Consider the following 23,935-nt stretch of genomic DNA (forward strand, 5'->3'; position numbering starts at 1 on the left):
CAGAGTAGATGCACCCTTCTGTCCTGTTTCGAATTCACAGTCAATTTTCAATACGAGCCGTCCCCAGGAAGTGAGAGTGCGCGCCGTGCCAGGTGAAGCGCGCCCAGAACGGCCGCCCTGACGATCGCCACCGGCAGGTACAGATCCTTGTCGACCCAGAGTGACGGCGCCTCACCGTCCCGGATGGCCGCCAGGCGGCGGTATCCGCGCTCCACGGCCTCCCGCCACCGCTCCTCCCCCCGCGCCGCGCCGGTCAGCAGCAGGGTCTGCAGCGCGTAGGCGGTCTCCTCCGCGCTGCCCTCCCACCGGCCCCACGACCCGTCGGCGCGCTGGGTGCCGAACACCCACTCCACGGCCCCGCCCACCGCGCCCGCCGACTCCTCTCCGCCGAACTCGTGCAGCGCGATCGCGCAACAGGCGGTGGCGTAGTACGGCGAGACGTGCCAGCGGTCCGTCCAGCTGCCGTCCGCCCCCTGGCGGCCGCGCAACCACGCCGCCACCTTGGTCACGACGGCCTCGTGGCGGGGTTCTCCCCCGCACCCGCGCAGGTACTCGCCGAAGGCGTCGAGCACGTGCGCGTTGGTCGTCGGGGACATCCCCTCCTCCCCGCGCCAGGTGCAGAAGTGCGTCTCCGTCTCGAACGGCCACAACCCCTCGGGCTCGTACGGCTCGCCGATCAACGCCAGCGCGTACAGGGCGACGGAGGTGGTGTCGGCGTCCTCGGGAAGGCCGGGCCCCGTGGCGGTCCCCTCGGGGCCGAGCCCGTCCCGCAGGCTCGCGGCCAGCTCCGGTGGCACGTCCACCGGGATTCCCGCGCGCCGCAGCCAGCTCAGCGTCCAGCCGCGTTCGAACACGGTGATGGGCAGGGCGCAGGGCACCGGCCCGCCGGTGGAGGCCACCACCGCCTCCAGATAGCGCCGTACCGCCGCTTCCTGGCCCGGTCTGGACCCGGGCGACGCGGCCAGCCAGGCGGCGCCCGCCGCGGGCGAGGCGCCGACGGCCGCCATCCCGCCGGGCATCGGCGTGGGCAGGATCCCGGAGGCCGCCGTCGTCTCCGCTCCCGCCACCTCAAGGGCGTGGACCAGCTTCTGCGGGATCTCCGCGCCCGACGTCAGCCACGCCCTGACCGCGGCCAGCTTGGCACCGTTCACGCCCGGGGGCGGTTTCGGCCCCTCCCCGCCGAGGTGGCCGTCGATCAGGGCGAACAGGGACGACACGATGACCTCGATCGCCGGCGTGTCCGGCGGGGACGCGGCGGAGTAGGAGTGGTTCCGCACGGCCTCCAGCCCGCGACCGGCCGCCTTGACGAGCAGGTCGGGATCGGCTGAGGTGCCGCGCCCGATCTCGGCCAGCAGCGCCTCGACCGCGCTCAGGGTGGGGACCAGGGCATGCTCTCCGGACGACTGCCAGCCGCCGTCCGGCCGCTGGGTGGCGAGCAGGAACCCGATCCGCTCGGTGTGCCCGGCCAGCCACGGGGCCAGGCTCACCAGCCTCCCCGTCTCGTACGGGGAGGCGGACACCTGCCCCCAGGGCCGGGCCAGCAGCCCGGCGACCAGCTCGCGCGCCTCGGCCACCGTGTCGATTCCGTCGCCTACCCCGGTGCCGCTCTTCGTGCCGCTCCCCGCGTCGTACCCGTCGAGGGTCCCCCGGCCGATCGCCGACGCGACGCCGAGCACCGCGGGGGCGAACAGGCGGTCGACGCTCACAACGCCCCCCAGTAGTCGCCGACCTGGTAGAAACCGGCGCAGAAGTCCATCTGCCGTTCCATGTAGCCCGCCAGCTCCGGATGTTCCTCCCGGAGCGGGGCGACCAGCTTTCTGCTCCGTGCCGCCAGCTCGGCGATCCGCCGCTCCACCTCGGTGCGGCCGATGTCGAGCAGCAGGACGTTGAGGTCTCCCCAGGCGACGTCCCGCTGGTAGGTGCCCAGGTCGTTGAGGAGGCGGATGACCCGTTGCACGGCCCGGCCCGCCTCGCGCAGCGGACCGACGTCCGTGACCGCGCCCTGGCCCGTGACGTGGATCCAGTGGGCCGCGAACACGAAGGAGAAGCCGAGGTTGTCGGCGTTGCCGAGATACTCCTCGAAGGTCGGCGTGACCTTGTCGTTCTTCCAGCGCCACTCCGCGAGCATCCCCTCCAGCATGCGTTCCAGCTCGTCGCGCCAGATCGGCCCGAGCTCGGGGAAGGCGGGCGATGAGGCGAGCTCGTCGCGGATGTCGGCGAGCATGCGGGTGAGGTCGTCGCCGGGGACCGGCGGCCCCCCGGCGGCCACGTCCAGGCACCGCCGGGCGATGTCCGCCACCTCGGCCGGCGAGGTGGCGACGTAGTCGACGAGCCAGTCCAGGCCGAACGCCCACAGGGAGGTCCTGTTCGCCATCCGCAACTGCTCGGGGGTGAACCAGGGCCCGCCGAACGCCATGGCCAGCGAGAGGGTGCTGTACAGGGCCGCGTCGAAGGGCTTCGCGGAGAACAGGCCGGGATAGCTCTCCGCCCACTCGCGCATCTCCCGCTGGGAGTGGCCGGCGCGGGCGCAGATCGTCCCGGCCTCCATCGCCTCCGGCCGGACACCGGGGTCGGGTCGCCCCGTCATCGCGGGTCCCCGTCCCGATCGTGCCGGGACACGCCCAGCGCGACCTTGTTCTTGGGGCGCAGTGAGGCGGCCCACCCCGTGACGAACGGCACAGGCGTGCGCACCGACATCCGGAACCGGCTGAGGATGCTCGCGACCACGAGTGGCGTCTCGATGTAGAACAGTGGCTCGCCCAGGCATTTGTGCGGTCCGCCGCCGAAGGGGAAGTAGGCGTACTTGTGCCTGCGCTCCTCGCTCTCGGACCTGCCGGGCGCGAACCGCTCGGGGTCGAACTCGTCCGGGCGCTCCCAGAACTCCGCAAGCCGCTGGGTGGCGTACGGGGCGATCAGCACCGTCGAGCCGGCCTTGATCCGCACGCCGCCGATCTCCGCGTCCTCCATGACCACGCGGGGGAGCATCCAGCCCGCCGGATACAGGCGCAGGGTCTCCTGGAGGACCATGCGGGTGTAGACGAGGTGGGGGATGTGCTCGGGGCGGGCCGGCCCCTCGCCCACCACCTCGTCGATCTCCGCCTGGAGCCTGGCCTTGACCTCCGGGTGCTCGTCCAGCAGCAGCCACAGCCAGGTGAGGACCATCGCGGTGGTCTCCGACGACGCCGCGTACACGCTGACCAGGGCGTCACGGATCTGCTTCTCGGTGAGCCGATCGCCGTTCTCGTCGACGGACCGGCAGAGCACGGAGATGATGTCGACATTGTCGTCGGGGGCGGCCATCGCCTTCCTGACCACGGGAAAGACCACGTTGTCGATCTTCTTGACCGCCTTCAGGAAGACCCGGTCCCCGGGTATCCGGAGGTAGTACGGCATGAACGGCATCAGAATCCGGTAGACGAGCGAGTGGGACGCCCGTTCGAAGGCGGGGATGATGCGGTCCCCGTCCTCCCGGTTCAGCTTGTCCCCGAACAGCACCCGGTTGACGATGTAGCTGAGGATCCTGGACATCTCCGTGGCCGCGTCGAAGGTGCGCCCGGAGTCGGCGTACTCGTCCCACTCCCGGACGCGTCCGGCGACGCGCCTGGCCACCTCCTCGGTGATCGTGGCGACGTACCGCGTGGTGAACAGCGGCTGCAGGACCTTCCGGCTGTTCTGCCAGTGCTCGCCGTCGCTCATGATGCTGTGCCCGAAGATCCGCTCCAGCGGGCGCCAGAACATTCCCAGGCGCTGGTAGTTCGTCCATTCGACGCGCATCACCTGCTGGACGTGGTCGGGATGGGTGACCAGGTAGGGGCGGAACGGCCCCAGCTCCAGCCGGACGACCTCCCCTCCGGCCTCCCGGGCGAACTCGGCGAGCGCGGCCGCCGGTTCGCGGTACAGCCTCGGCAGAGCCCTGCGTATCGAAACGGACCTCACTCGGCGACCGGGACCAGCATGCACGTCGATGGCCATGGACAAACGTCTCCCGCCTCACGTGATGTGAATTCGCGCAGCATGAGACAACCGCCCGCGCGGGTGAGCACGGCGGTGTTCGGAAACGGGACATCCCACTTGTCCCACACTCACTCGGCGCGCGGACAACGACTGGTCAACCGGCGAATCAGGGCCGACCAGCCGACAGTCCCGCTAGGGCGCTCCGAGTCTCCTCGCCTGTCTCATTACCTGCTTTAAGCACTAAAGTGCATCACATCGCAGCATTGGTAAATCTTTGCACGAAGTATCACATGATCTACCAGAAGTGATCAAGCTCGTATTCGATATAAACCTTGCCAGTTCCGGACACAGACCTCGTTAACCTGCGCTTAACACGGTCGCTTAAATGGCGGATCGGTCTCTCGTCGGCGCCATCACCCGAGGTCACCCAGGGTTACCTGAGGCCCGTGCCCGGAGTCGTCAGTCGCCCCTGTCGAAGGCCGCGAGGATGCGGTCGGCGGCCAGCGAGGGGGTGACCTCACCCTCGGCGACCTCGCGTTCCACCTCGGTGACGATCGCCACGACCTCGGGGTGCTCGCGGAGCCGGGCGAGCAGCCGGTCGGTGACCATCGCCCAGGTCCAGCGGACCTGCTGGCGACGGCGGCGCTCGGCGAGCTCCCCCGAGGCCTCCAGCGCGTCGCGGTGCCTGACGACCTGGTGCCAGACCTCCTCCAGGCCGTTACCGGTCATCCCGCTGCAGGTGAGCACCGGAGGCGTCCGCTCCGCGCCCAGCAGGCGGAGCGCTCCGGCGAGTTCCCTGGCGGCCTTGCGCGCGTCCAGTTCGTGGGAGCTGCCCTCGGCGCCGTCGGCCTTGTTGATCGCGATCACGTCGGCCAGCTCCAGCACGCCCTTCTTGATGCCCTGGAGCTGGTCGCCCGTCCTGGCCAGGGTGAGCAGCAGGAAGGTGTCGACCATGTCGGCGACGGTGGTCTCCGACTGGCCGACGCCGACGGTCTCCACCAGGACGACGTCGTACCCGGCCGCCTCCACCACGACCATCGCCTCGCGGGTCGCCCTGGCCACCCCGCCCAGGGTGCCCGAGGTGGGCGAGGGGCGGATGAAGGCGGCCGGGTCGACCGCCAGGCGGGACATCCTGGTCTTGTCGCCCAGGATGCTCCCGCCGGTACGGGTCGAGGACGGGTCGACGGCGAGCACCGCCACCCGGTGGCCCTCCCCGGTCAGCCGCGTGCCGAGCGCGTCGACGAACGTGGACTTGCCGACGCCGGGCACGCCGGTGATGCCGACCCTGCGCGCCGCGCCGGCCAGCGGGGTCAGCTCGGCCAGCAGCCGCTGGGCCAGTTCCCTGTGGTCGGCCCTGGAGGACTCCACCAGTGTGATCGCCCGCGCGATCCACACCCTGGAGCCCTCCTTCACCCCCTGGACGTAGTCGTCAAGCGTTCGCGTCATGGCCCAGCCGGGTGAGCAGGTCCGCCAGCAGCCCCTTGGCCGCGTCGGCGATGACGGTGCCGGGCGGGAAGATCGCGCTCGCGCCCGCGGCGCGCAGCTCGTCGAAGTCGCCCGGCGGGATGACCCCACCGACCACGATCATGACGTCCTCCGCGCCCAGCTCGGCCAGCGCCTCGCGGAGCGCGGGCACGAGCGTGAGGTGGCCTGCGGCCAGCGAGTTCACGCCGACCACGTGCACGTCCGCCTCGACCGCCTGCCGGGCGACCTCCTCGGGCGTCTGGAACAGCGGGCCGACGTCCACGTCGAAACCGAGGTCGGCGAAGGCCGTGGCGATCACCTTCTGGCCCCGGTCGTGACCGTCCTGGCCCATCTTCGCCACCAGGATGCGGGGGCGGCGGCCCTCCAGCCGCTCGAACTCGGCGCACGCCTCGCGGACCGCGTCCACGCCGGATCCCACCTCCTCGCGATACACGCCGGTGATCGTACGGATCTGTGCCGCATGCCGCCCGAACACCCGCTCCAGGGCATCGGAGATCTCCCCGACCGTGGCCATGGCACGGGCCGCCTCGATCGCCAGCGCGAGCAGGTTCCCGTCGCCCGCGGCCCCCTTGGTGAGTGCCGTCAGTGCCTCCTCCACCCGCCCGGGGTCGCGCTCGGCACGCAGGCGGCGCAGCTTGTCGAGCTGCTGGGCGCGTACGGAGGTGTTGTCGACCTTGAGCACCTCGATGGGCTCGTCGGCGTCGGGCCGGTACTTGTTGACGCCGATGACCGGCTGGCGCCCGGAGTCGATGCGCGCCTGGGTACGGGCGGCGGCCTCCTCGATGCGGAGCTTGGGCAGCCCGGCGTCGATGGCCTTCGCCATGCCCCCGGCGGCCTCCACCTCCTCGATGTGGGCCCATGCCCTGGTCGCCAGCTCGTGGGTGAGCCGCTCGACGTAGTAGGAACCGCCCCAGGGGTCGATCACCCGGCAGGTGCCCGACTCCTGCTGGAGCAGCAGCTGGGTGTTGCGGGCGATCCGCGCGGAGAAGTCGCTGGGCAGGGCCAGTGCCTCGTCCAGCGCGTTGGTGTGCAGCGACTGGGTGTGGCCCTGGGTCGCGGCCATCGCCTCGACGCAGGTGCGGACGACGTTGTTGTAGACGTCCTGGGCGGTGAGCGACCAGCCGGAGGTCTGCGAGTGGGTCCGCAGCGAGAGCGACTTGGGGTTCTTGGCTCCGAAGCCGGACACCAGCCGCGACCAGAGCAGCCGGGCGGCCCGCAGCTTGGCGACCTCCATGAAGAAGTTCATGCCGATGCACCAGAAGAACGACAGGCGCGGCGCGAACCTGTCGATGTCCATGCCCGCCTCGACACCCGCCCGCAGGTACTCCACCCCGTCGGCGAGGGTGTAGGCGAGCTCCAGGTCACAGGTGGCCCCGGCCTCCTGGATGTGGTAGCCGGAGATCGAGATCGAGTTGAACTTCGGCATCCTCTCGCTGGTGTACGCGAAGATGTCGGAGATGATCCGCATCGAGGGGCCCGGCGGGTAGATGTAGGTGTTGCGGACCATGAACTCCTTGAGGATGTCGTTCTGGATGGTCCCGGCGAGCTGCTCGGGCGCCACCCCCTGCTCCTCGGCGGCCACGACGTAGAGCGCGAGCACCGGAAGCACCGCGCCGTTCATGGTCATCGACACGCTCATCCTGTCGAGGGGGATCCCGTCGAACAGCTGCCGCATGTCGTAGATGGAGTCGATGGCCACGCCCGCCATGCCCACGTCCCCGGCGACGCGCGGGTGGTCGGAGTCGTAGCCCCGGTGGGTCGCCAGGTCGAAGGCGACCGACAGTCCCTTCTGCCCGGCCGCCAGGTTACGCCGGTAGAAGGCGTTGGACTCGGCCGCGGTGGAGAAGCCGGCGTACTGCCGGATGGTCCACGGCTGGTTGACGTACATGGTCGGATACGGACCGCGCAGATAGGGCGCGGCGCCGGGATAGGTCTCCAGGAAGTCGAGACCGTCGGTGTCGGCGGCGGTGTAGAGCGGCTTGACGTCGATCCCCTCGGGCGTCTCCCAGACCGGGCCACGAGATCCGTCCCCCGCGTCGGGGCCGGGCACCGCCGGTCGCGCACCGAGTTCGATCTCGGAGAAGTCGGGAATCATCGAGCCACCCCCAGGTCGTCGAAGGTCGTCCGGAGCGCGCCGAGAGCGTCACATCCGGTGTAGAGATTGGCGTCCACGCCCTCGAACCCGCCCTTTCCCGCCAGCCAGATCCTGCGCGCCCCCGCATCCCTCAGCGCGGCGGCCACCGCCTCGGCGTGTTCGGCGTACAGCCGGTCGCTGGAGCACAGGCACGCGACCTCGGTACCGGCCGCGGAGAACGCGGCGGCGATCTCCGCGGGGTCCGTCGCATCGCCACCTGCCACGGTGGCGATGCCGCCCGCCTGGAACAGGTTGGCCGCGAACGACGCCCTGGCGGTGTGCGCGGCCACCGGGCCGATGGTCGCCAGAAAGACCTTCGGCCGGCTCGCCTGAGCGTCGGCCAGGTCGCGCAACGACTCGAACTCCTGCGCGTAGTGCACCCCGGTACTCCCGGTGGGCCGGGCCTGCCTGACCAGGGGCCGCTCGGCGAGGTCGGGGAACTCGCTGACGCCGGTGATCGGGTCGAGGCGCCTGGCGATGTCGGCCGAGCGCCGCTCCCAGGTGGCGGCGAGCCGTTCCGCGACGAGCGCGGAGCCTTCGGCCGTCCCTGCGCCCCCGGCGCGCTCGATCTCCTGGAACCACTCCCAGGCGCGCGCGGCCAGGTCCTCGGTGAGCCGCTCGACGTACCAGGAGCCGCCGGCCGGGTCGATCACCCGGGCCACACCGGCCTCCTCGACGAGCAGCGACTGGGTGTTGCGCGCGATGCGGCGGGCGAAGGCGTCCGGCAGGCCGAGGCGGGCGTCGAAGGGCTGGACGGTCACCGCGTCGGCCCCGCCGGTCCCGGCCGCGAAACAGGCGAGCGTGGTGCGGAGCATGTTCACCCACGGATCGCGGGCGGTCATCATCGCCGAGCCGGTCACCGCGTGCTGCCGCTGTCCCCCGTCGGGGGCGCCGCACACCTCGGCGACACGCGCCCAGAGCCTGCGGGCGGCCCGGAGCTTGGCGATGGTGAGGAACTGGTCGGCGGTGGCCGCGTACCGGAACTCCAGCTGCCCGAACGCCTCGGGCACGGTCAGGCCGGCACCGGTCAGGGTACGCAGCGCGGCGACTCCGGCGGCGAGGGAGCAACCGAGCTCCTCGGCGTCACCGCCTCCCGCGTCGTGATGGACGGTGGCGTCCACCGTGACGGCCCTGAGGCCGGGGTGGTCCCGAACGCAGCGGCGGGCCAGCTCGATCGCGGTCTCCGCGTCGGCGAGCGCGTCGGCTCCCAGGTTCCCCTTCAGCGTGCCGGCGCTCTCGCCCGCCAGCCCGAGGAGCACCTCGGCCGCCTCGCGGGTCCGCCTGCCCGCGTCGAGCGTGATCGAGATCAGATCCAGGTGGACCCGCTCCAGGGCTCGCGGCAGGTCCTCGGGGGCGAGGGTGAGCCACAGTGAGGTGACGCCGTTCTCCAGGTCCGTGAGGATCGCCTCGGAATCGGGCACTTCGTGGCGCTGGCGCACCTCCCAGCCCCCCTCGGGGGCGGAGCCCCTGATGTAGGGGGCGGATCCGGGAAGGCCGGGATCGCCGGGCAGATCGGACGCGTCGTAGAGCGGTGCGATCGTCACACCGTCGTAGGTGGTGGAGGCCAACGCCTCCTCCGGGGAGCCGGTCTCGACCCCGGACTTGCGCAATACCCCGAGCGCCAGCTCCCGCCATCGCTCACGCGTGGTCGGTGGGAACTCGGCGGCCGGTCGGGGTTCCTCAGGCGACACCGTCATGCACCGGATACTAAAGGTTGCCTTTTTTCGAACTCTCCCCGGGCTCTGGACAAACCTCAGCAGGAGGGGCGTCGGAGGGAGCCGAACGGGGATTCCCGGACCATGCGGAAGAATCCTTACGCAGCAGTCTAAGATAACCGTACGAGAAGGCGACCAGCACGTCGACCGCCTCCTCCAGGTCGGGGTAGCGCCCGTCGATGTGGCCGATCGCCATCGCGTTGGTCAGCGCGCCGATCCCGTCGGCGATCATCTCCAGGCGGCGCCTGTCGCTCTCCCGCTCGGTCGGGAAGCCGAACGAGGCCAGGTCCGCGACCAGGTGTGCCCGGTAGGCGGCGGCGGTCTCGACGGCGAACTCCTGCAGCGGCGACGACGGGTCGTGCCGGGCGCGCAGGCCGAGGCGGAAGAGCGCGGGGTGCCTGCAGATGGCCTCCAGCGGTATCCGGAAGGCCTCGCGGTGGCGCTCCCTGTCGCCGGGGACCTCGCGGGCCCTGTGCCGCGCCTCGCGCATCGCCCCCCGCAGCCGCTCCCCCGCCTGCTCGCCGAGCGCCCGCAGCAACTCCTGCCTGTCTTTGAAGTGCACGTAGAAGCTGGACTGGGCGATCCCCGCCGCTTTTGAGACCTTGACGGTGGTCAGCCCCGCCTCACCCTCCTCGTCGAGGATCGCGAACGCGGCGCGGATGAGGCGGCGCCTGGTCAGATCCTTGGCCTCGCTCCTGCTCAGGGGTGTGCTCGTCACTGCCGCCTCGCTTTCCGTCCACCGATAAGCCTACCGGCGAACTTCCACTCATACCCGGCGCAAACAACCCCCTTCAGGGACTTGTGCGATTTTTCACCGATAGTACTATCGGTGAATCACTCGCGGGGGGCCTACCTGGAGGAGATGCACGTGAAACGCCTGACGTTTTCCACGGCGTGGCTCGCCTCGCTGACACTGGCGCTGACACCGGTGCTGGCCGCCTGTAGCGGCGAGCGGCCCACCGCGCCCTCGGACAGTGCTCCGGCGGCGACCGGCGCCTCTCCGGTACGGGGCGGGCGCCTGGTCTACGGCCTCAGCGCCGACGCGGCGGGCTTCAACCCGGTGACCGACCAGTTCGCGACCACGAGCTACAGCATGGCCGGAACGATCATCGAGACCCTGGTCGGCGTGGACGCCGACGGCGACTGGAAGCCCGTCCTGGCCCAGTCGCTGACCCCCAACACCAACGCCGACGAGTGGACGATCAAGGTGCGCCCGGGGATCACCTTCTCCACCGGGGAGCCGCTGGACGGGCGGACGGTCAAGGCCAACCTGGACGCGCAGAAGGCGTCCCCGCTGACCAGCACGGCCCTCACTCCGGTCGACTCCTTCGAACTGACCGACCCGATGACCGTGAAGGTGAAGCTGAAGGGCCCGTGGGTGGCCTATCCCTACCATCTCGCCACCCAGATCGGCATGATGGTTCCCCCCTCCGCGCTGGCCGACCCCAAGGCGGCCAGCCGCAAGCCGGTGGGAACCGGGCCCTTCCTCTTCAAGGAGTACACGCCCGGCAGTCGCATGGTCGTGACCAGGAACCCCGGCTACTGGCGCAAGGGGCTTCCCTACCTCGACGAGGTCGAGTTCCGCATCCTGCCCGACAGCCAGACCCGGGCGCAGACGCTGGAGGCCGGCGGGATCGACGCGATGGGCACCAGCCGCGACGACGACATCACCAAGTTCGGCGCGCTCAAGGACGCCTACACGATCAGACGGACCACCGGTATGGCGGTTCCCGAGTACATGTTCATGCTGAACACCGCCGCGCCGCCCTTCGACGACCTCCGGCTGCGCCGGGCGCTGGCCTACGCCACCGACCGCAAGGCGGTCATCTCCACACTGCGCGGCGGGCTGACCGAGGAGGCCGACGGCCCCTGGTCGAAGGACTCCAGGTGGTACGCCCCCGGCGGCGACTACCCCGCCTACGACCTGGCCAAGGCGAAGGCCCTGATCAGCGAGGTCGAGGCGGAGAAGGGCGAGATCACCTTCGAGGTGATCACACCGCCCGACCCCAACACCATGCAGGGCATCGAGCTGGCCCAGGACATGTGGCGCAAGGCGGGAGTGGAGGTGCGGATCAAGCAGGTCGACCAGGCGGACCTGGTGAACCGGGCCGTGACCGGTGACTTCCAGGCCACCGTGTGGACACAGTTCTCCGCCCCCGACCCCGACGGCGAGTACGTCTGGATGCACCAGAACTACGCCATGCCCGTCGGGAGCATCTCGCTGAACTTCAGCCGGCTCAAGGACTCCAGGCTCAGCCAGGCCCTCGACAGCGGCCGGAGCAACCCCCAGGACGACGTGCGCAAGGACGCCTACGCCACGGTCCAGCAGCGACTGCGCGAACTCGTCCCGTACGTCTTCGTCGACCACCTCAACACCGGAGCGGTGATCGCGAAGACCAAGGTCGGCGGCATCGGCGACTACCTCCTGCCCGACGGCGAGGCGGGGGTGCCGCTGACCGGGGCGCCCGTCCCCTCCCATCCGTTCTCGCAGGTCTGGATCGGCAACCCGTGATCCTGCTCCGGCTGGTCCGCCTGCTGGTCGTGCTGCTCGTCGTCACCTTCCTGTCGTACGTGCTGCTCAACCTGCTCCCCGGCGATCCGACCACGCAGATCCTGGGCCTGTCGGCGAGCGAGGAGGCCCGCGCGCAGTTGCGCGCGGAACTCGACCTCGACCAGCCGCTGACGGTCAGGTACCTGGGCTGGCTCGGCGGCCTGGTCACCGGCGACCTGGGAACCTCCTACATCACCAGCGTCCCGGTCGCCGAGGCTCTCGCCGAGCGGCTGCCCGTCACGCTGGAACTGCTGGTGGCCGCGCAGCTGATCGCGCTCGGCCTCGCCGTGCCCGTCGGGGTCGCGGCGGCCCGCAGGGCGGGGCGGACGCTGGACCAGGTGCTCACCACGCTGAGCTTCGGCCTGCTGTCGACACCGGTGTTCGTGCTGGGCGTGGTGCTGATCCTGGTCTTCGCCGTCAAGCTCCAGGTGCTCCCCGCCACCGGCTGGACCCCGATCTCCCTCGACCTGGGCTGGAACCTGACCTCGGTGCTGCTGCCCGCCGTCACCCTCGGCTGCGGGCAGATGGCCGTCTACGCGCGGCTGCTGCGCACCGATCTCATCGCCACCCTCCAGGAGGACTACATCACCCTGGCCCGCGCCCGGGGCCTGTCGCCCCGGCGCATCCTGTGGCGGCACGCGCTGCGGCCGTCCGCGATATCACTGGTCACCGCCGTCGGCCTCAACCTCGGGGCGCTCATCGGCGGAACAGTGATCATCGAGACGCTCTTCGGGCTGCCCGGCGTCGGACGGCTCATCGTCGACTCCATCTTCTCCCGCGACTATCTGACAGTGCAGGGAGGCGTCGTGCTGATCTCGGTCGGCTACGTGCTGGTCAACTTCGCCGTCGACCTGGTCTACGCGGCCGTCGATCCCAGGATCCGGCATGCCTAGGCGGCCGGGGTGGGGGTTCTGGATCTCGGCCGCCTGGATCGCCCTGGTGCTCGGCGCCGCCCTCGCCGCCGACCTGCTGCCACTGCCGCGCTACGACGAGACCCTGGCGGGGCCGCCCCAGGCCGGACCGAGCCTCGCGCACCCGTTCGGCACCGACGGCCTCGGCCGCGACGTGCTCAGCAGGGTCGTGCACGGCGCGCGGGTCTCGCTCGGCGTCGGCGTCGGGGCGGTGCTGCTCGGCCTGCTGGTCGGCGCGCCGCTCGGCGTCCTGGCCGGATACCGCGGGCGGGCGACGGACTCGGTGATCATGGCCTTCAACGACATCGCGCTCGCCTTCCCCTCGCTGGTGTTCGCGCTGGCCGTGGTCGCCTTCGCCGGGGCGAGCCTGACCAACGTGCTGATCGTGCTGGGCGTGCTGGGCGTGCCCGCCTGGACCCGGCTGATCCGCGGCGCCACCCTGTCGTTCGCCGGCCGGGAGTTCGTGGTCGCGGCCCGCGCCCTGGGCGCACGGGATCGGCGGATCCTGCTGCGGGAGATCACCCCCAACGTGGCCGTACCGGCCGCCTCCTACGCCTTCATCGGCATGGCGATCGCCGTGGTGGCCGAGGGCAGCCTCGCCTTCCTCGGGCTGTCGGTCCAGGCCCCCACCCCGACCTGGGGAGGACTGATCAACGAGGGCCGCGCGGTGATGGACAACGCCCCGTTCGTCGTGCTCGCCCCGTCCTTCGTCATGTTCCTGACCGTACTGTCGTTCAACGTCGTCGGCGACCGGCTCCGGGCACTGACCGACGTACGGCAGAGCGGTCTGGAACCCGGGCGGCGCGCCCCCGCGCTCGCGCCCGCCGCCGGGAGCCGCACCACCGCGGCGGAGGACCGGGCGGGGGACGCGCTGCTCCAGGTCCGCGACCTGCGCACCCACTTCGTGACCGGGCGCGGCGTCGTCAGGGCGGTCGACGGCGTCTCCTTCACCCTGGAACGTGGCCGCACGCTCGCCGTGGTGGGCGAGTCGGGCTCCGGCAAGACCATGCTGATCCGCTCGGTGCTCGGCCTGCTGCCCGGCGCGGGCGTGCTGCGCGACGGAGAGGTCCTTCTTGAGGGCCGCGACCTCACCACCCTGCCTCCGAAGGAGTTGCGCGGGGTGCTCGGCACCCGGCTGGCGACGGTCTTCCAGGACCCGATGACGGCGCTCAACCCGGTCAGGACCGTGGGCACCCAGGTGATGGAACCGCTCAGGGTACATCTGGGCATGAAGCGGAGGCAGGCGCGCGCCACAGCCGCCGAACTGCTCGCCTCGGTCGGCATCCCCGAGCCCGCGCGGGTACTGCGCCGTTACCCGCACCAGCTCTCCGGCGGCATGCGGCAACGGGTGACGATCGCGATGGCGCTGTCCTGCGGCCCCGACGTGCTGTTCGCCGACGAGCCGACCACCGCGCTCGACGTCACCATCCAGGACCAGGTACTGCGGCTGATCCACCGCCAGCGCCAGGAACGCGACATGGCCACGGTGCTGGTCAGCCACGACCTGGCCGTGGTCGCGCAGTGGGCCGACGAGGTCATCGTCATGTACGCGGGCAGGGTGGTCGAGCGCGGGCCCGCGGAGGCGCTGTTCGAGCGCACCCGCATGCCGTACACCGAGGCGCTGCTGCGGGCCGTCCCGCGGCTCACCGACCCCGCCCACCAGCCGCTCCGGCTCCTCGGCGGCCGCCCACCGGACCTGGCGAACCCTCCCTCCGGGTGCGCGTTCAGCCCCCGCTGCCCGTACGCGCGGGAACGGTGCGGGACCGAGGCACCTCCACTGGCCGAGGCGGAGACCCCCGGCCACCTGTACGCCTGCTGGTATCCGGAGCTGGTGGGCCGGGAGCGCGAGCTCGACCGCGGAATCGACATCGAAGGGGTGGACACCCGTGGCAGGTAGCGGAAGCGCCCATCTCCGTGCCCCCGAGGAGGTGCTGCTCCGGGTCGAGGACCTGGTCGTGGAGTTCCCCGCCGGCCACGGCCGCCGCGTGCACGCGGTCTCCGGAGTGAGCTTCGACGTGGCCAGAGGGGAGACGCTGGGCATCGTGGGCGAGTCGGGCTGCGGGAAGTCCACCGCCGCGCGGGCGTTGATGCAGCTTCCCGCGCCGCTGGGCGGCTCGATCAGGCTGGACGGCGTGGAGCTCACCGGCCTGCGCGGCGAGGCGCTGCGCAGGACCCGCAGGCGACTTCAAATGATCTTCCAGGACCCGATCTCGTCGCTCAACCCCCGGCGGCGGGTCCGCGACATCGTCGCGGAGGGGCCACGCGTCTGGGGGACCGGGGAGGAGCGGGTCGACGAGATGCTGGAGGCGGTGGGCCTGGACCCGGCCACCGCCTCGGACCGGCGCCCGCACGAGTTCTCCGGCGGGCAGTGCCAGCGGATCTCCATCGCGCGGGCGCTGGTGCTCGACCCGGAGGTGGTGATCTGCGACGAGCCGGTCTCCGCGCTGGACGTGTCGGTGCAGGCCCAGATCCTGAGCCTGCTGGAGGAGCTCAAGAAGCGCTACGGGCTGACGCTGGTGTTCATCGCCCACGACCTGGCGGTGGTCAAGAACGTCAGCGACCGCGTCCTGGTGATGTACCTCGGCAAGACCTGCGAGCTGGCCTCGGGCGACACCCTGGTCAGGCGGCCCGCCCACCCCTACACTCGGGCGCTGCTCGCCTCCGTCCCCCGGAGCGGCCTGGCCCTGCCCCCGGCGGACCGGCTGATCAGCGGGGAACCCCCGTCCCCGGTGACGCCGCCCAGCGGGTGCCGCTTCCGGACCCGTTGTCCCGCGGCGGCGCCCAGGTGCGCCGCGGAGGAACCGCTCATGCGGCGGATCGGCCCCGACCAGTGGGTGGCCTGTCACCATCCGCAGGCACCCGGGCGGGAGGAGCCGCCGGTCAGCTGACGGGTTCCTGCCAGGCCGCGTCCCAGGTGGCGCGGTCGACGGCGCCGGTGACGGGCAGCCCCTTCTCCTTCTGGAACTTCGCGCAGACATCACTGGAGGCGGGGCCGTACAGACCGTCGACGTCGATGTTCCAGCCTCGGTCGCGCATCCGCCGCTGCCAGGTGCGGACGTCCTCGCCCTTCATGATCGGCGGCTGCTTGAGGGTGCGGCCGGGGAAGGAGGGGTGCGGTTCCGGCGGGTTGGTGGTCCCTCCGCCGGGACGGGGGGCACCCCGCTTGACCCACGCGTACAGGGGCTCGCCGGGGCAGCTGGTCGAGTAGCCGTCGCGATGGCCCTTGATCTCCTTGCCCGCCCCGCCCTTGTCCCTGAGGTATTCGATGGCGTCGAGGATGCCGTGCAGGATGCCGTCGGTCGGCTTGGTGAGCCCCGACGAGCCGACCAGGCCGAGCACCGCGTAATGACCGCTGTTGAGACCGGCGCCGTTGGCGGCCGGCACGTGATTCGGGCCCCGGCCCTCGAAGACCTTCCGGTGCGGACAGACCAGCATGGTGTTCCCTGTGAAGTAGACAGAACCATCCCGGCGCGCAAGCCAACTCTGGTTCTCGGTACGCGGGCACCACACCTCACCATGGTATTTCTGCCGCTCGATCTCGAACCTGGCGGTTTTCCTGGTGGCCGCACTTCGGGGAGCGAAGTTTCGCTGTTGTCGAATGGTGACCAGCCACATGTCTGTGTTACGGCTCCGGGTCGGTGGTATACGTCGAAGGGATGCAGCCCTACCTGACAGCAGAACCGCGAACATAAATGCCTCCGCAGCGGCTCGGTCCTTCTGCGCCAGCCTGTCCTTTCCCGCGTTGTCAGCGAGCATAGAGGTTTCGATGAACAAAGCGAGTTGAGCTTTGGTCAACGTGAGCAGGAAGTCAAACCCAGGAACCCTGCCGGGCGCCATTTCCAGAAGGTGACCACCGGCGTCAGACGAAAGATGGAACTCCACGAGATGCCGATTGACGACCTCACGCCAACGCGGGACACCATCAGTGACGCTCCCGACGCGGGGGAACTTGTCGACCGGAGGACCGAACAGCTCACCGAGGGCAGATCTGATACTCGCGACATTCACGGAATTCTTCAGCGACTGATAGATGGCCACGCTGGTGGACTTGGCGCCACGGCCCGGCTTGATGTGCCCCTCGGTCCAGAACCAGGCGATCACCTCGACGAACGCGTCGGACCACTTCGCCTCGGTCGGCAAATCGGCACATGGGGCGGCAATCGGGATTCTGTCCCAGTAACCAATGGTCTCGGAAGTCACCCACAGGCGTTCGTAGCCGGTAACGGATCGTTGGACCCCACCGGTGGGAAGCCATTTTCCATCACTACTCTTCTGACGTTCCGTACCGGTACGCCGCCGGTAGCGCTCGACGGGCCAACGATGATGCGGCGTCGTCAACGAGGAGTGCGAAAAACCCTCCATCCGCACCATGTCCCGTTCCATCGCCGGGAATACGCACACCTCAAGGACAGGGTGCCATTCCGACATTGCCGTCCCATGGTTCAAGGTGAGCGCCATGTCCCCCACACGGAGTTCCCGGTATGTTTTCCAGCCCTCCCGAGTGAGAATTTCCGTCCGCTCATCGACACAGTAGCCGATATCCATCCACCCGTTTCCATCCATGTGATGGTTTTGGATGGACTTAACCAAGGCCACACATTTTTTATGATCATCGATGATAGCCGGATCGACTCGCCCGCCGGTGTAGTGAACCTTCACTCCTTTAGTGGAGGAAAGAGGCGAGTACGACCCGCGAGGAGGGCGAGCCCCCCAGTCACGACGAGGCACGATGTCAGCCACAGGTGTCTCCAGAGGGGCAGGCGACGCGAAATGCTCGATGGATGGCCCAACAGACACTATCGGTTACCTTCCGACACTTGGAGCGGTTCACCCAAATACCATCTGCCATTGGACCGTCACACCGTGTCTAATGACATCGGTGCGGACGTACCTCTGCCACACGCGGAGGTGTCGAAACCACGGATTGACCGTCAAAACCCGGCAGGCCGCGACATCAGACGGGCACGGAGAGCCCAGCCTTGCCGGAAGACAACGGCCTGGTCACCGAGACCGGCGACCTGACCAGGAGCTGAACACGCCCTGGCCGGTCATGATGCCGACGATGACCACCACCGCGCCCAGCGGCTGATTCCACGTCAGCGCCTCGCCCAGGACGAGCACCCCGAGGACGACACCCACCAGCGGGGTCAGGTACGTCACCGTCGAGGCGGCCGTCGCCCCCCAACGGGCGATGACCGCGGTGTTCCAGATGTAGGCGAGCCCCGTACCCAGAACGCCCAGGGCGGCCATGCTCGCCACGACGGGCGGGTCCAGGCGCACCGGACCGCCTGCCAGCAGCGGGCTCAGCGCGAGCATGACCAGGGCCGCCACGCTGATCTGGGCGGCGGCGACCGTGGGGGCGTCGTAGCCGTAGGAGACCACGAAGCGCCGCGTGTAGGCGAAGGCCAGGCCGTAACAGAACGTCGCCCCCAGGCAGGCCACCTGCGCCCACCCGGGGCCGGCGGCCCCGGTCAGGTTCCACGGGGCCAGGACGACGACGACACCGGCCGCGCCCAGCAGCAGGCCGAGCATCCCCGCCGCGCCCAGGCGCTCCTGGCGGAGCGCGGCCAGGGTCACGAACATCGTCATCAGCGGCGTCGTGGCGTTGTAGATACTGGAGAGCCCCGAGGGGATGTGCTGCCCGGCCCAGGCGAACAGCAGGAACGGCACCACGCACAGCAGCAGTGCGACCACTCCCAGGTGCGCCCAGAGTCTCGCCTGCCTCGGCCACCTCCGACGGGTGACCAGCATGATCGCATTGAGGGTGAGTGCTCCCAGCGTGAGACGGCCCAGCACCGTCTGGACGGGGGACAGGCCGGTGAGAGCGACCTTGATGAACAGAAAGCTGGCCCCCCAGGTCAGGGCCAGCGCGAGATATTGGGCGAGCACGGACCGGCTCGCCGGGGGCGGCGCGGCGTCGGCCGTCCGCACCTGTGGAGATGCCGGGGAGGTTCCTTCACGGGTCACCGGAGCAGTCTCATCAGGCCCGGACCATGTGTCCAATGAGTTTCCCGGCCCGTGTGATGAGATGTCCTCATGAGTGCCACGGTCGCGCAGCTCCGAGTCTTCACCGCCGTGATCGCGAACGGCGGCTTCGGCGTGGCCGCCGAGGAGCTGGGCATGTCCCAGTCGGCGGTCTCCCACGCGCTCGCCGCACTTGAGCGCGCTCTCGGCGCACCGCTGGTGCTGCGGCACGGAGGCGTGGGACCCACCGCCCTGGGGGCGACGATCCTGCCGCACGCCCAGGCGGCGCTCGCCTCGGTGGCCGCCATCGACGAGGCCGTCTCCGCACACCTGGGGCAGCACACCGGGGTTGTCCGCGTCGCCGCCCCGCCCACGGTCTGCTGCGGGCTGCTCCCCCAGCTCATGCGGACGTGGCGCGCGGAACTCCCCGGTGTCGAGGTGCAGGTCTTCGAGGGCGACGACGACGAGCTGTCCCCCTGGCTGGAGACCGGAGTCGTCGACGCCGCGATCCTCGTCGATCCGCTGCCCCCTCCCCCCGCGCATGTGGTGGTGGGCCGCGACGCCTTCCACGCGGTGGTCCGCGCCGACCACCCCCTGGCCGGCCAGGAACACATCACGATGGCCGAGCTGGTGGAGGATCCGCTGCTCGTCTCCAAGGGGGGCTGCGAGCCACAGACCCGCGTCCTGTGTTCCCTGGCGGGCGTCCCCTACGCTCCGGCCCAGCATGTGCGCGAACTCGGCACGCTGATCGGCATGATCGCCGCCGGTATCGGCGTCTCGACGGTTCCCGACCTCGGCCGCGGTCTCCTCACCCCCGGGCTCGTCATGATCCCGCTGAAGCCGTCCCTGACCCGCGCCCTCGTCCTCACCGGTCCGCTGACCCGCCCGCCGAGCCCCCTGGTCGACGCCCTGCTCCGCACCGCCCCCGAGGCTCCCGCGCCGTCGGCGGCCCCCTGAGCCCGGCCCCTTGCGAAAACCCGTCGACCGGCGGACGCGCCAAGAGGATCATTACCGCCATGTCCGTACTCAAGGAGGTCCACTTCTCCCCGGAGCCCCGCCCGGCGGAGCTGCCGATGAGGATCTGGCTCGACGACGCCGACTCCGCGGTGGACGTGATCGACGCCCTCGCGCTGTCGCCGTTCGCCACCGGGGTCCAGCCTTGGTCGTGCACCGCGAACCTGGAGCGGGTCCGCCCCGACGCCTCCCTCACCCCCGCCTCCGGGACGCTCCTCCGGGCGGCGACGGAGAAGGACGGCCGTGACTCGCGGCTGCTGCGCGGGGAGGGCTGGACGCTGCGCGTGGTCCGCCACCGCGACCGTGCCGCCACGGTCAGCGTGACCGCGGTCGACGAGGAACTGGCCCGCACGGTGATCGACGAGATCATCAAGGACGCCGAGGAGCCCGCCCCCGAGAGCGACCACGTCGAGATGGGCTTCTGGTGGCAGGGGCCGCACGGCAGCCGCCGCTCGGAGAAGCCGATCACCGCCTCCCCCTGGGCGGAGATCTCCGGCAACTACGCCAGGTCGGTCAGCGAGCGGCTGTCGCGGCTGATGTCCGTCACCGCCTCCGACGCGCACGGCAGGCTGGTCCTGCTGCACGGCCCGCCGGGCACCGGCAAGACCACGCTGCTGCGCACGCTCGCCCACGAGTGGCGGTCGTGGTGCCAGGTCGACTGCGTACTCGACCCGGAGCGGCTGTTCCACTCCCCCGGCTACCTCATGGAGGTCGCGGTCGGCTTTGACGAGGACGACGGTAAGCGGTGGCGGCTCCTGGTGCTGGAGGACTGCGACGAACTGATCAGGTCCGGCGCCAAGGAGGCCACGGGACAGGGCCTGTCACGCCTGCTCAACCTGACCGACGGCCTCCTCGGCCAGGGCCGTGACGTCCTGGTGGCCATCACCACCAACGAGGATCTGGCCCGTCTCCACCCGGCCGTCACCCGTCCGGGCCGCTGCCTCGCCCAGATCGAGATCGGTTCTCTCCCCTACGACGAGGCCGCCCAGTGGCTCGGCGGCACCGAGGGGCTCTCTCCCGCCGGTGCGACCCTCGCCGAGCTCTTCGCGCTCCGCGACGGCGCGTTCAGCCGCACGGCCGTTCCCGAGAACACCGGCCTCTATCTCTAACCTCCGCCGTACGGGGGTTCGGCTTCCCCCGTACGGAACAGAACAGGACGAGACGACACGCCCGCGGGAGCGGGGAATGCCCGTATCACTCTCCGGCCGTTACCCGAACAATTCGGGGAACGCCGCTTGTTGGTCCGCCCGGACGGTGGAACGGGCCAATGGCGGTCAAGGAGCAAACGGGGTCCACGGTCCCGCTCGCCCACAATGCGAGACGCCCGAAATCATACGGTCCGCGCGGCGCGCCTTGCCTCACCCGAGAGTGTCGAGACCACACCCCAATGTGATCGACCATGTGTCGGTGACCGCCTTCGAACGCATCCGGATCTCTGGCGTGCCGGCAAAACCGGGGACACGCGGCTCGCATTCCGGAGCGCGAGGAAGTCATTTGTCCTCCGGAAATCCCGCAGCACGTTCGGTGACAGACACCGGGCATGTGTGAATTGTCCGACGAACCTCCGGAGCGGGTCTCACGGCGCCCCTCCGCCGCCGTCCCCCTCCCGACGGACCCGGCCCCGCTCGCCACTCTCCGCCGGAGTCTCATCCCAGCAGCTGCCACGACCAGCGGAAACGGGACGGGGGACGCACCCGTACCCCCGGAAGGATGTCACGGCCGACACGATGGGGCCCTCGAAACGAACGGCAGCGGAACGATGGACCGGAACGCCCCCAAGTGGCCGAAGTCGATTTTTTCCCAGCGACCGGGGCGGAACCCACCCGGAGGTCACGAAACTCCAAAGCGCTCGGACACCTCCATCCGGAAAGCCCGCCAGGGGTAACCGGCAGATCCCGGGATACAGGACACCAAGGGGCTTCCGGCGCCGCCGTCGTTTTTAATCCCTCGCCGGCGGGAAGCATTTCCCAATGACGTGGAGACGCCGGAGTTCGGCCTCGGGTAATTAACCCGAGCAAGTGGATCTCCGGCGGACAGGGTTTCCCGGCGCGACGGCGAAAGGAGGGGCTAGAGTTTTACTACCGGGGAAGAGACGCGGGAGCCATCGTCGGCCGGGTTCACAGCCGCACACTCTGGCGCCAAGATTAAGGAGTGACACAATGGCACGTCAGCAAGTCGTCACGTTCACCGATGACATCACCGGGAAGCGGGCGGACGAGACCGTCTCGTTCGGCCTGGACGGGACCGCCTACGAGATCGACCTGAGCACCAAGAACGCCACAAAACTCCGCGAGGCCCTCAAGCCCTTCCAGTCCGCCGCCCGCAAGGCGAGCACCTCCCTGGGCCGCAAGGGCAGGGCGAAGGGTTCCGGCGGCAACCGCGAGCGGAGCGCCGAGATCCGGGCGTGGGCGAAGTCCCACGGAATCGAGGTGAGTGAGCGCGGGCGCATCGGAGGAAAGGTCGCCGAGGCCTTCGCGGCGGGCGACCCCAGCGTGGCCAAGGCGGCGACCAAGAAGACCCCGCAGACCACGTCCGGCCGGTAGCGGCCAGGCTCCCGGCCCCTTGGAGGTAGCGGCGTCACAGCCGACCGGGAGTACGTGGAGCGAACCCCGAGGTGCCCCTCATGCTCCGGAGGGGTATGCACTCTTGGTCCTGTATTCGGGCCATCATCTCCAGGGGGCGTTCTTCGATGAGTGAGGTCACACAGATCTGCTCGGACCTGATCAGATTCGACACCACCAACCCCGGCTCCGGCGAACGCCCGGCGGCCGAGCACGTCGCCACCCTGTTGTCGGAGGCGGGCATCGAACCTGTGGTGTTCGAGTCGGCCAGGCACAGGACCAGCGTGGTCGCCAGGATCCCCGGCGACTCGTCCGACGCCCTGCTGATCCACGGTCATCTCGACGTGGTCCCCGCACACGCCCCAGACTGGCGGGTTCATCCGTTCTCCGGGGAGGTCTTGGGCGGCTGCGTCTGGGGGCGGGGCGCGGTCGACATGAAGGGCACCCTGGCCATGACGCTCACCCTGGTCCGCGAGTGGGCGCGGCGCGGGGTACGGCCCGGGCGGGACGTGGTGCTGGCGTTCCTCGCCGACGAGGAGGCCACCGGCGAGTACGGCGCGCGATACGCGGTGCGACACCACCGCGAACTGTTCGACGGCTGCACCGAGGCGATCAGCGAGTCAGGCGGTTACAGCGTCGAGGCTCCCGGAGCACGGATCTACCCGGTCGCGGTGGGCGAGCGCGGCACCGCCTGGATGAGACTCACCGCGACCGGCGTCGCGGGCCACGGCTCCCGCCCGCCGGCGGACAACGCGGTGGCCGAACTCTGCCACGCCATGTCCCGGATCGCCTCTCACCGCTGGCCGGTGCGGCTGACGCCCGAGGTGGCGACGCTGATCGAGAGCCTGTCGGACATCCTCGGCGAGCGCATCGACCTCGACCGGCTGGAGGAGGAGGCCGAACGGCTCGGCCGGGTCGGCTCCCTGTTCGGGGCGCAGATCCGGAACTCGGCGAACCCGACGATGCTCCAGGCGGGCTACAAGGTCAACGTGGTTCCCGGCACCGCCGTGGGCCACGTCGACGGGCGGTTCCTGCCGGGGGGCCGGGAGGAGTTCCTGGAGACGATCGACCGCCTGCTCGGCCCCCGGGTGAGGAGGGAGTTCGTCAACCTGGAGGACGCCCCCTCCGCCCCGATGGACTCACCCTTCTTCGATCGGCTCGGCGCGGCCCTGGTGGCCGAGGACCCGGCGGCGCGGCCGGTGCCGTACGTGATGTCCGGCGGCACGGACGCCAAGTCCTTCGCGGGGCTCGGTATCAGGGGTTACGGCTTCGCCCCGCTGATGCTCACCCCGGAGCTCGACTACTTCGGCATGTTCCACGGCGTGGACGAGCGCGTTCCCGTCGAGGGTCTGGAGTTCGGCGTCCGCGTCCTGGATCGTCTTCTCACCTCTCCCGCCGCCTCAGCGGGCCACAGCACCGATCCCGGATAAAACAGGGCGCTCCCCATCACGATCGAGCCCTGCCGGGCACTTCCGGATACATGCCGGACACGGCCCGCCTGAAACTGGGGCATCATGGCTCACGTGCCGATTCTCATATACCCCTCGGTGACCGGCCGGTCTGGTGACGGGACGCGAACGCTGGCGCGGCGCCATCCCGCCCCCCTTCGGGGACGCCACCGAACCATCCCGTGCGAGCGGGCGGGC

General features: G+C 70.2%; 17 protein-coding genes. 8 read left to right on the forward strand and 9 right to left on the reverse strand.

What is annotated here, in order from left to right; translation table 11 throughout:
- Window positions 1–47 precede the first annotated feature (47 nt).
- The 7 genes from AB0J58_RS18990 to AB0J58_RS19020 all read right to left on the reverse strand — a co-directional run bounded on the left by AB0J58_RS18990 (window position 48) and on the right by AB0J58_RS19020 (window position 10,006).
- Window positions 48–1,706, reverse strand: a complete 1,659-nt coding sequence (locus AB0J58_RS18990) for a prenyltransferase/squalene oxidase repeat-containing protein (RefSeq protein WP_364217253.1) — start codon at window positions 1,704–1,706, stop codon at window positions 48–50.
- The gene (locus AB0J58_RS18995) at window positions 1,703–2,587 is read right to left on the reverse strand and encodes a terpene synthase family protein (protein WP_364217255.1); all 885 of its coding nucleotides are present in this window, start codon (window positions 2,585–2,587) and stop codon (window positions 1,703–1,705) included. Before AB0J58_RS18995 ends, AB0J58_RS18990 begins: the two co-directional genes overlap by 4 nt.
- Complete coding sequence (locus AB0J58_RS19000; RefSeq protein WP_364217257.1) at window positions 2,584–3,936, reverse strand: cytochrome P450; 1,353 nt, start codon at window positions 3,934–3,936, stop codon at window positions 2,584–2,586. The genes AB0J58_RS18995 and AB0J58_RS19000 overlap by 4 nt, the downstream gene beginning before the upstream one ends.
- A 477-nt stretch (window positions 3,937–4,413) precedes the next feature.
- The gene (meaB, locus tag AB0J58_RS19005; protein ID WP_364147751.1) at window positions 4,414–5,400 is read right to left on the reverse strand and encodes a methylmalonyl Co-A mutase-associated GTPase MeaB; all 987 of its coding nucleotides are present in this window, start codon (window positions 5,398–5,400) and stop codon (window positions 4,414–4,416) included.
- Window positions 5,384–7,534, reverse strand: coding sequence for a methylmalonyl-CoA mutase (scpA, locus tag AB0J58_RS19010; protein ID WP_364217259.1), 2,151 nt, complete (start codon window positions 7,532–7,534; stop codon window positions 5,384–5,386). The genes meaB and scpA overlap by 17 nt, the downstream gene beginning before the upstream one ends.
- Window positions 7,531–9,270, reverse strand: coding sequence for a methylmalonyl-CoA mutase family protein (locus AB0J58_RS19015; RefSeq protein WP_364217261.1), 1,740 nt, complete (start codon window positions 9,268–9,270; stop codon window positions 7,531–7,533). Before AB0J58_RS19015 ends, scpA begins: the two co-directional genes overlap by 4 nt.
- A 10-nt stretch (window positions 9,271–9,280) precedes the next feature.
- A complete protein-coding gene (locus AB0J58_RS19020; protein WP_364217263.1) occupies window positions 9,281–10,006 on the reverse strand; it encodes a TetR family transcriptional regulator in 726 nt (241 codons plus the stop codon).
- 150 nt (window positions 10,007–10,156) lie between these two features.
- Between AB0J58_RS19020 and AB0J58_RS19025 the strand changes: the two genes are divergently transcribed.
- The 4 genes from AB0J58_RS19025 to AB0J58_RS19040 are packed head-to-tail and all read left to right on the forward strand — an operon-like array spanning window position 10,157 to window position 15,638.
- Window positions 10,157–11,800, forward strand: a complete 1,644-nt coding sequence (locus tag AB0J58_RS19025; protein WP_364217265.1) for an ABC transporter substrate-binding protein — start codon at window positions 10,157–10,159, stop codon at window positions 11,798–11,800.
- Window positions 11,797–12,732 (forward strand): ABC transporter permease, encoded by a 936-nt coding sequence (locus tag AB0J58_RS19030; protein ID WP_364217267.1) that lies wholly within the window; start codon window positions 11,797–11,799, stop codon window positions 12,730–12,732. Before AB0J58_RS19025 ends, AB0J58_RS19030 begins: the two co-directional genes overlap by 4 nt.
- Window positions 12,725–14,647 carry a dipeptide/oligopeptide/nickel ABC transporter permease/ATP-binding protein gene (locus AB0J58_RS19035; RefSeq protein WP_364217269.1) on the forward strand — a complete coding sequence of 641 codons (1,923 nt, stop codon included), beginning with the start codon at window positions 12,725–12,727 and terminating at the stop codon, window positions 14,645–14,647. The genes AB0J58_RS19030 and AB0J58_RS19035 overlap by 8 nt, the downstream gene beginning before the upstream one ends.
- Complete coding sequence (locus tag AB0J58_RS19040; protein WP_364217271.1) at window positions 14,637–15,638, forward strand: oligopeptide/dipeptide ABC transporter ATP-binding protein; 1,002 nt, start codon at window positions 14,637–14,639, stop codon at window positions 15,636–15,638. Before AB0J58_RS19035 ends, AB0J58_RS19040 begins: the two co-directional genes overlap by 11 nt.
- Here AB0J58_RS19040 and AB0J58_RS19045 read toward each other — a convergent pair.
- Window positions 15,631–17,409: a peptidoglycan-binding protein gene (locus AB0J58_RS19045; protein ID WP_364217273.1), complete on the reverse strand. Its 1,779-nt coding sequence runs from the start codon at window positions 17,407–17,409 to the stop codon at window positions 15,631–15,633. The two genes, AB0J58_RS19040 and AB0J58_RS19045, sit on opposite strands and share 8 nt — an antisense overlap.
- A 342-nt stretch (window positions 17,410–17,751) precedes the next feature.
- A complete protein-coding gene (locus tag AB0J58_RS19050; RefSeq protein ID WP_364217275.1) occupies window positions 17,752–18,717 on the reverse strand; it encodes a DMT family transporter in 966 nt (321 codons plus the stop codon).
- A gap of 69 nt (window positions 18,718–18,786) precedes the next feature.
- Between AB0J58_RS19050 and AB0J58_RS19055 the strand changes: the two genes are divergently transcribed.
- The 4 genes from AB0J58_RS19055 to AB0J58_RS19070 all read left to right on the forward strand — a co-directional run bounded on the left by AB0J58_RS19055 (window position 18,787) and on the right by AB0J58_RS19070 (window position 23,719).
- Window positions 18,787–19,671, forward strand: coding sequence for a LysR family transcriptional regulator (locus tag AB0J58_RS19055; RefSeq protein ID WP_364217277.1), 885 nt, complete (start codon window positions 18,787–18,789; stop codon window positions 19,669–19,671).
- Between the two features lie 59 nt (window positions 19,672–19,730).
- Window positions 19,731–20,837 (forward strand): DUF5925 domain-containing protein, encoded by a 1,107-nt coding sequence (locus tag AB0J58_RS19060; RefSeq protein ID WP_364217279.1) that lies wholly within the window; start codon window positions 19,731–19,733, stop codon window positions 20,835–20,837.
- A gap of 1,050 nt (window positions 20,838–21,887) precedes the next feature.
- Window positions 21,888–22,271, forward strand: a complete 384-nt coding sequence (locus AB0J58_RS19065) for an Lsr2 family protein (protein WP_364217281.1) — start codon at window positions 21,888–21,890, stop codon at window positions 22,269–22,271.
- A 146-nt stretch (window positions 22,272–22,417) separates the two neighbouring features.
- Window positions 22,418–23,719, forward strand: coding sequence for a M20/M25/M40 family metallo-hydrolase (locus AB0J58_RS19070; RefSeq protein ID WP_364217283.1), 1,302 nt, complete (start codon window positions 22,418–22,420; stop codon window positions 23,717–23,719).
- Window positions 23,720–23,935: the final 216 nt, after the last annotated feature.

This window comes from Streptosporangium sp. NPDC049644 (assembly GCF_040675205.1).
GTDB classification, from domain to species: domain Bacteria; phylum Actinomycetota; class Actinomycetes; order Streptosporangiales; family Streptosporangiaceae; genus Streptosporangium; species Streptosporangium fukuiense.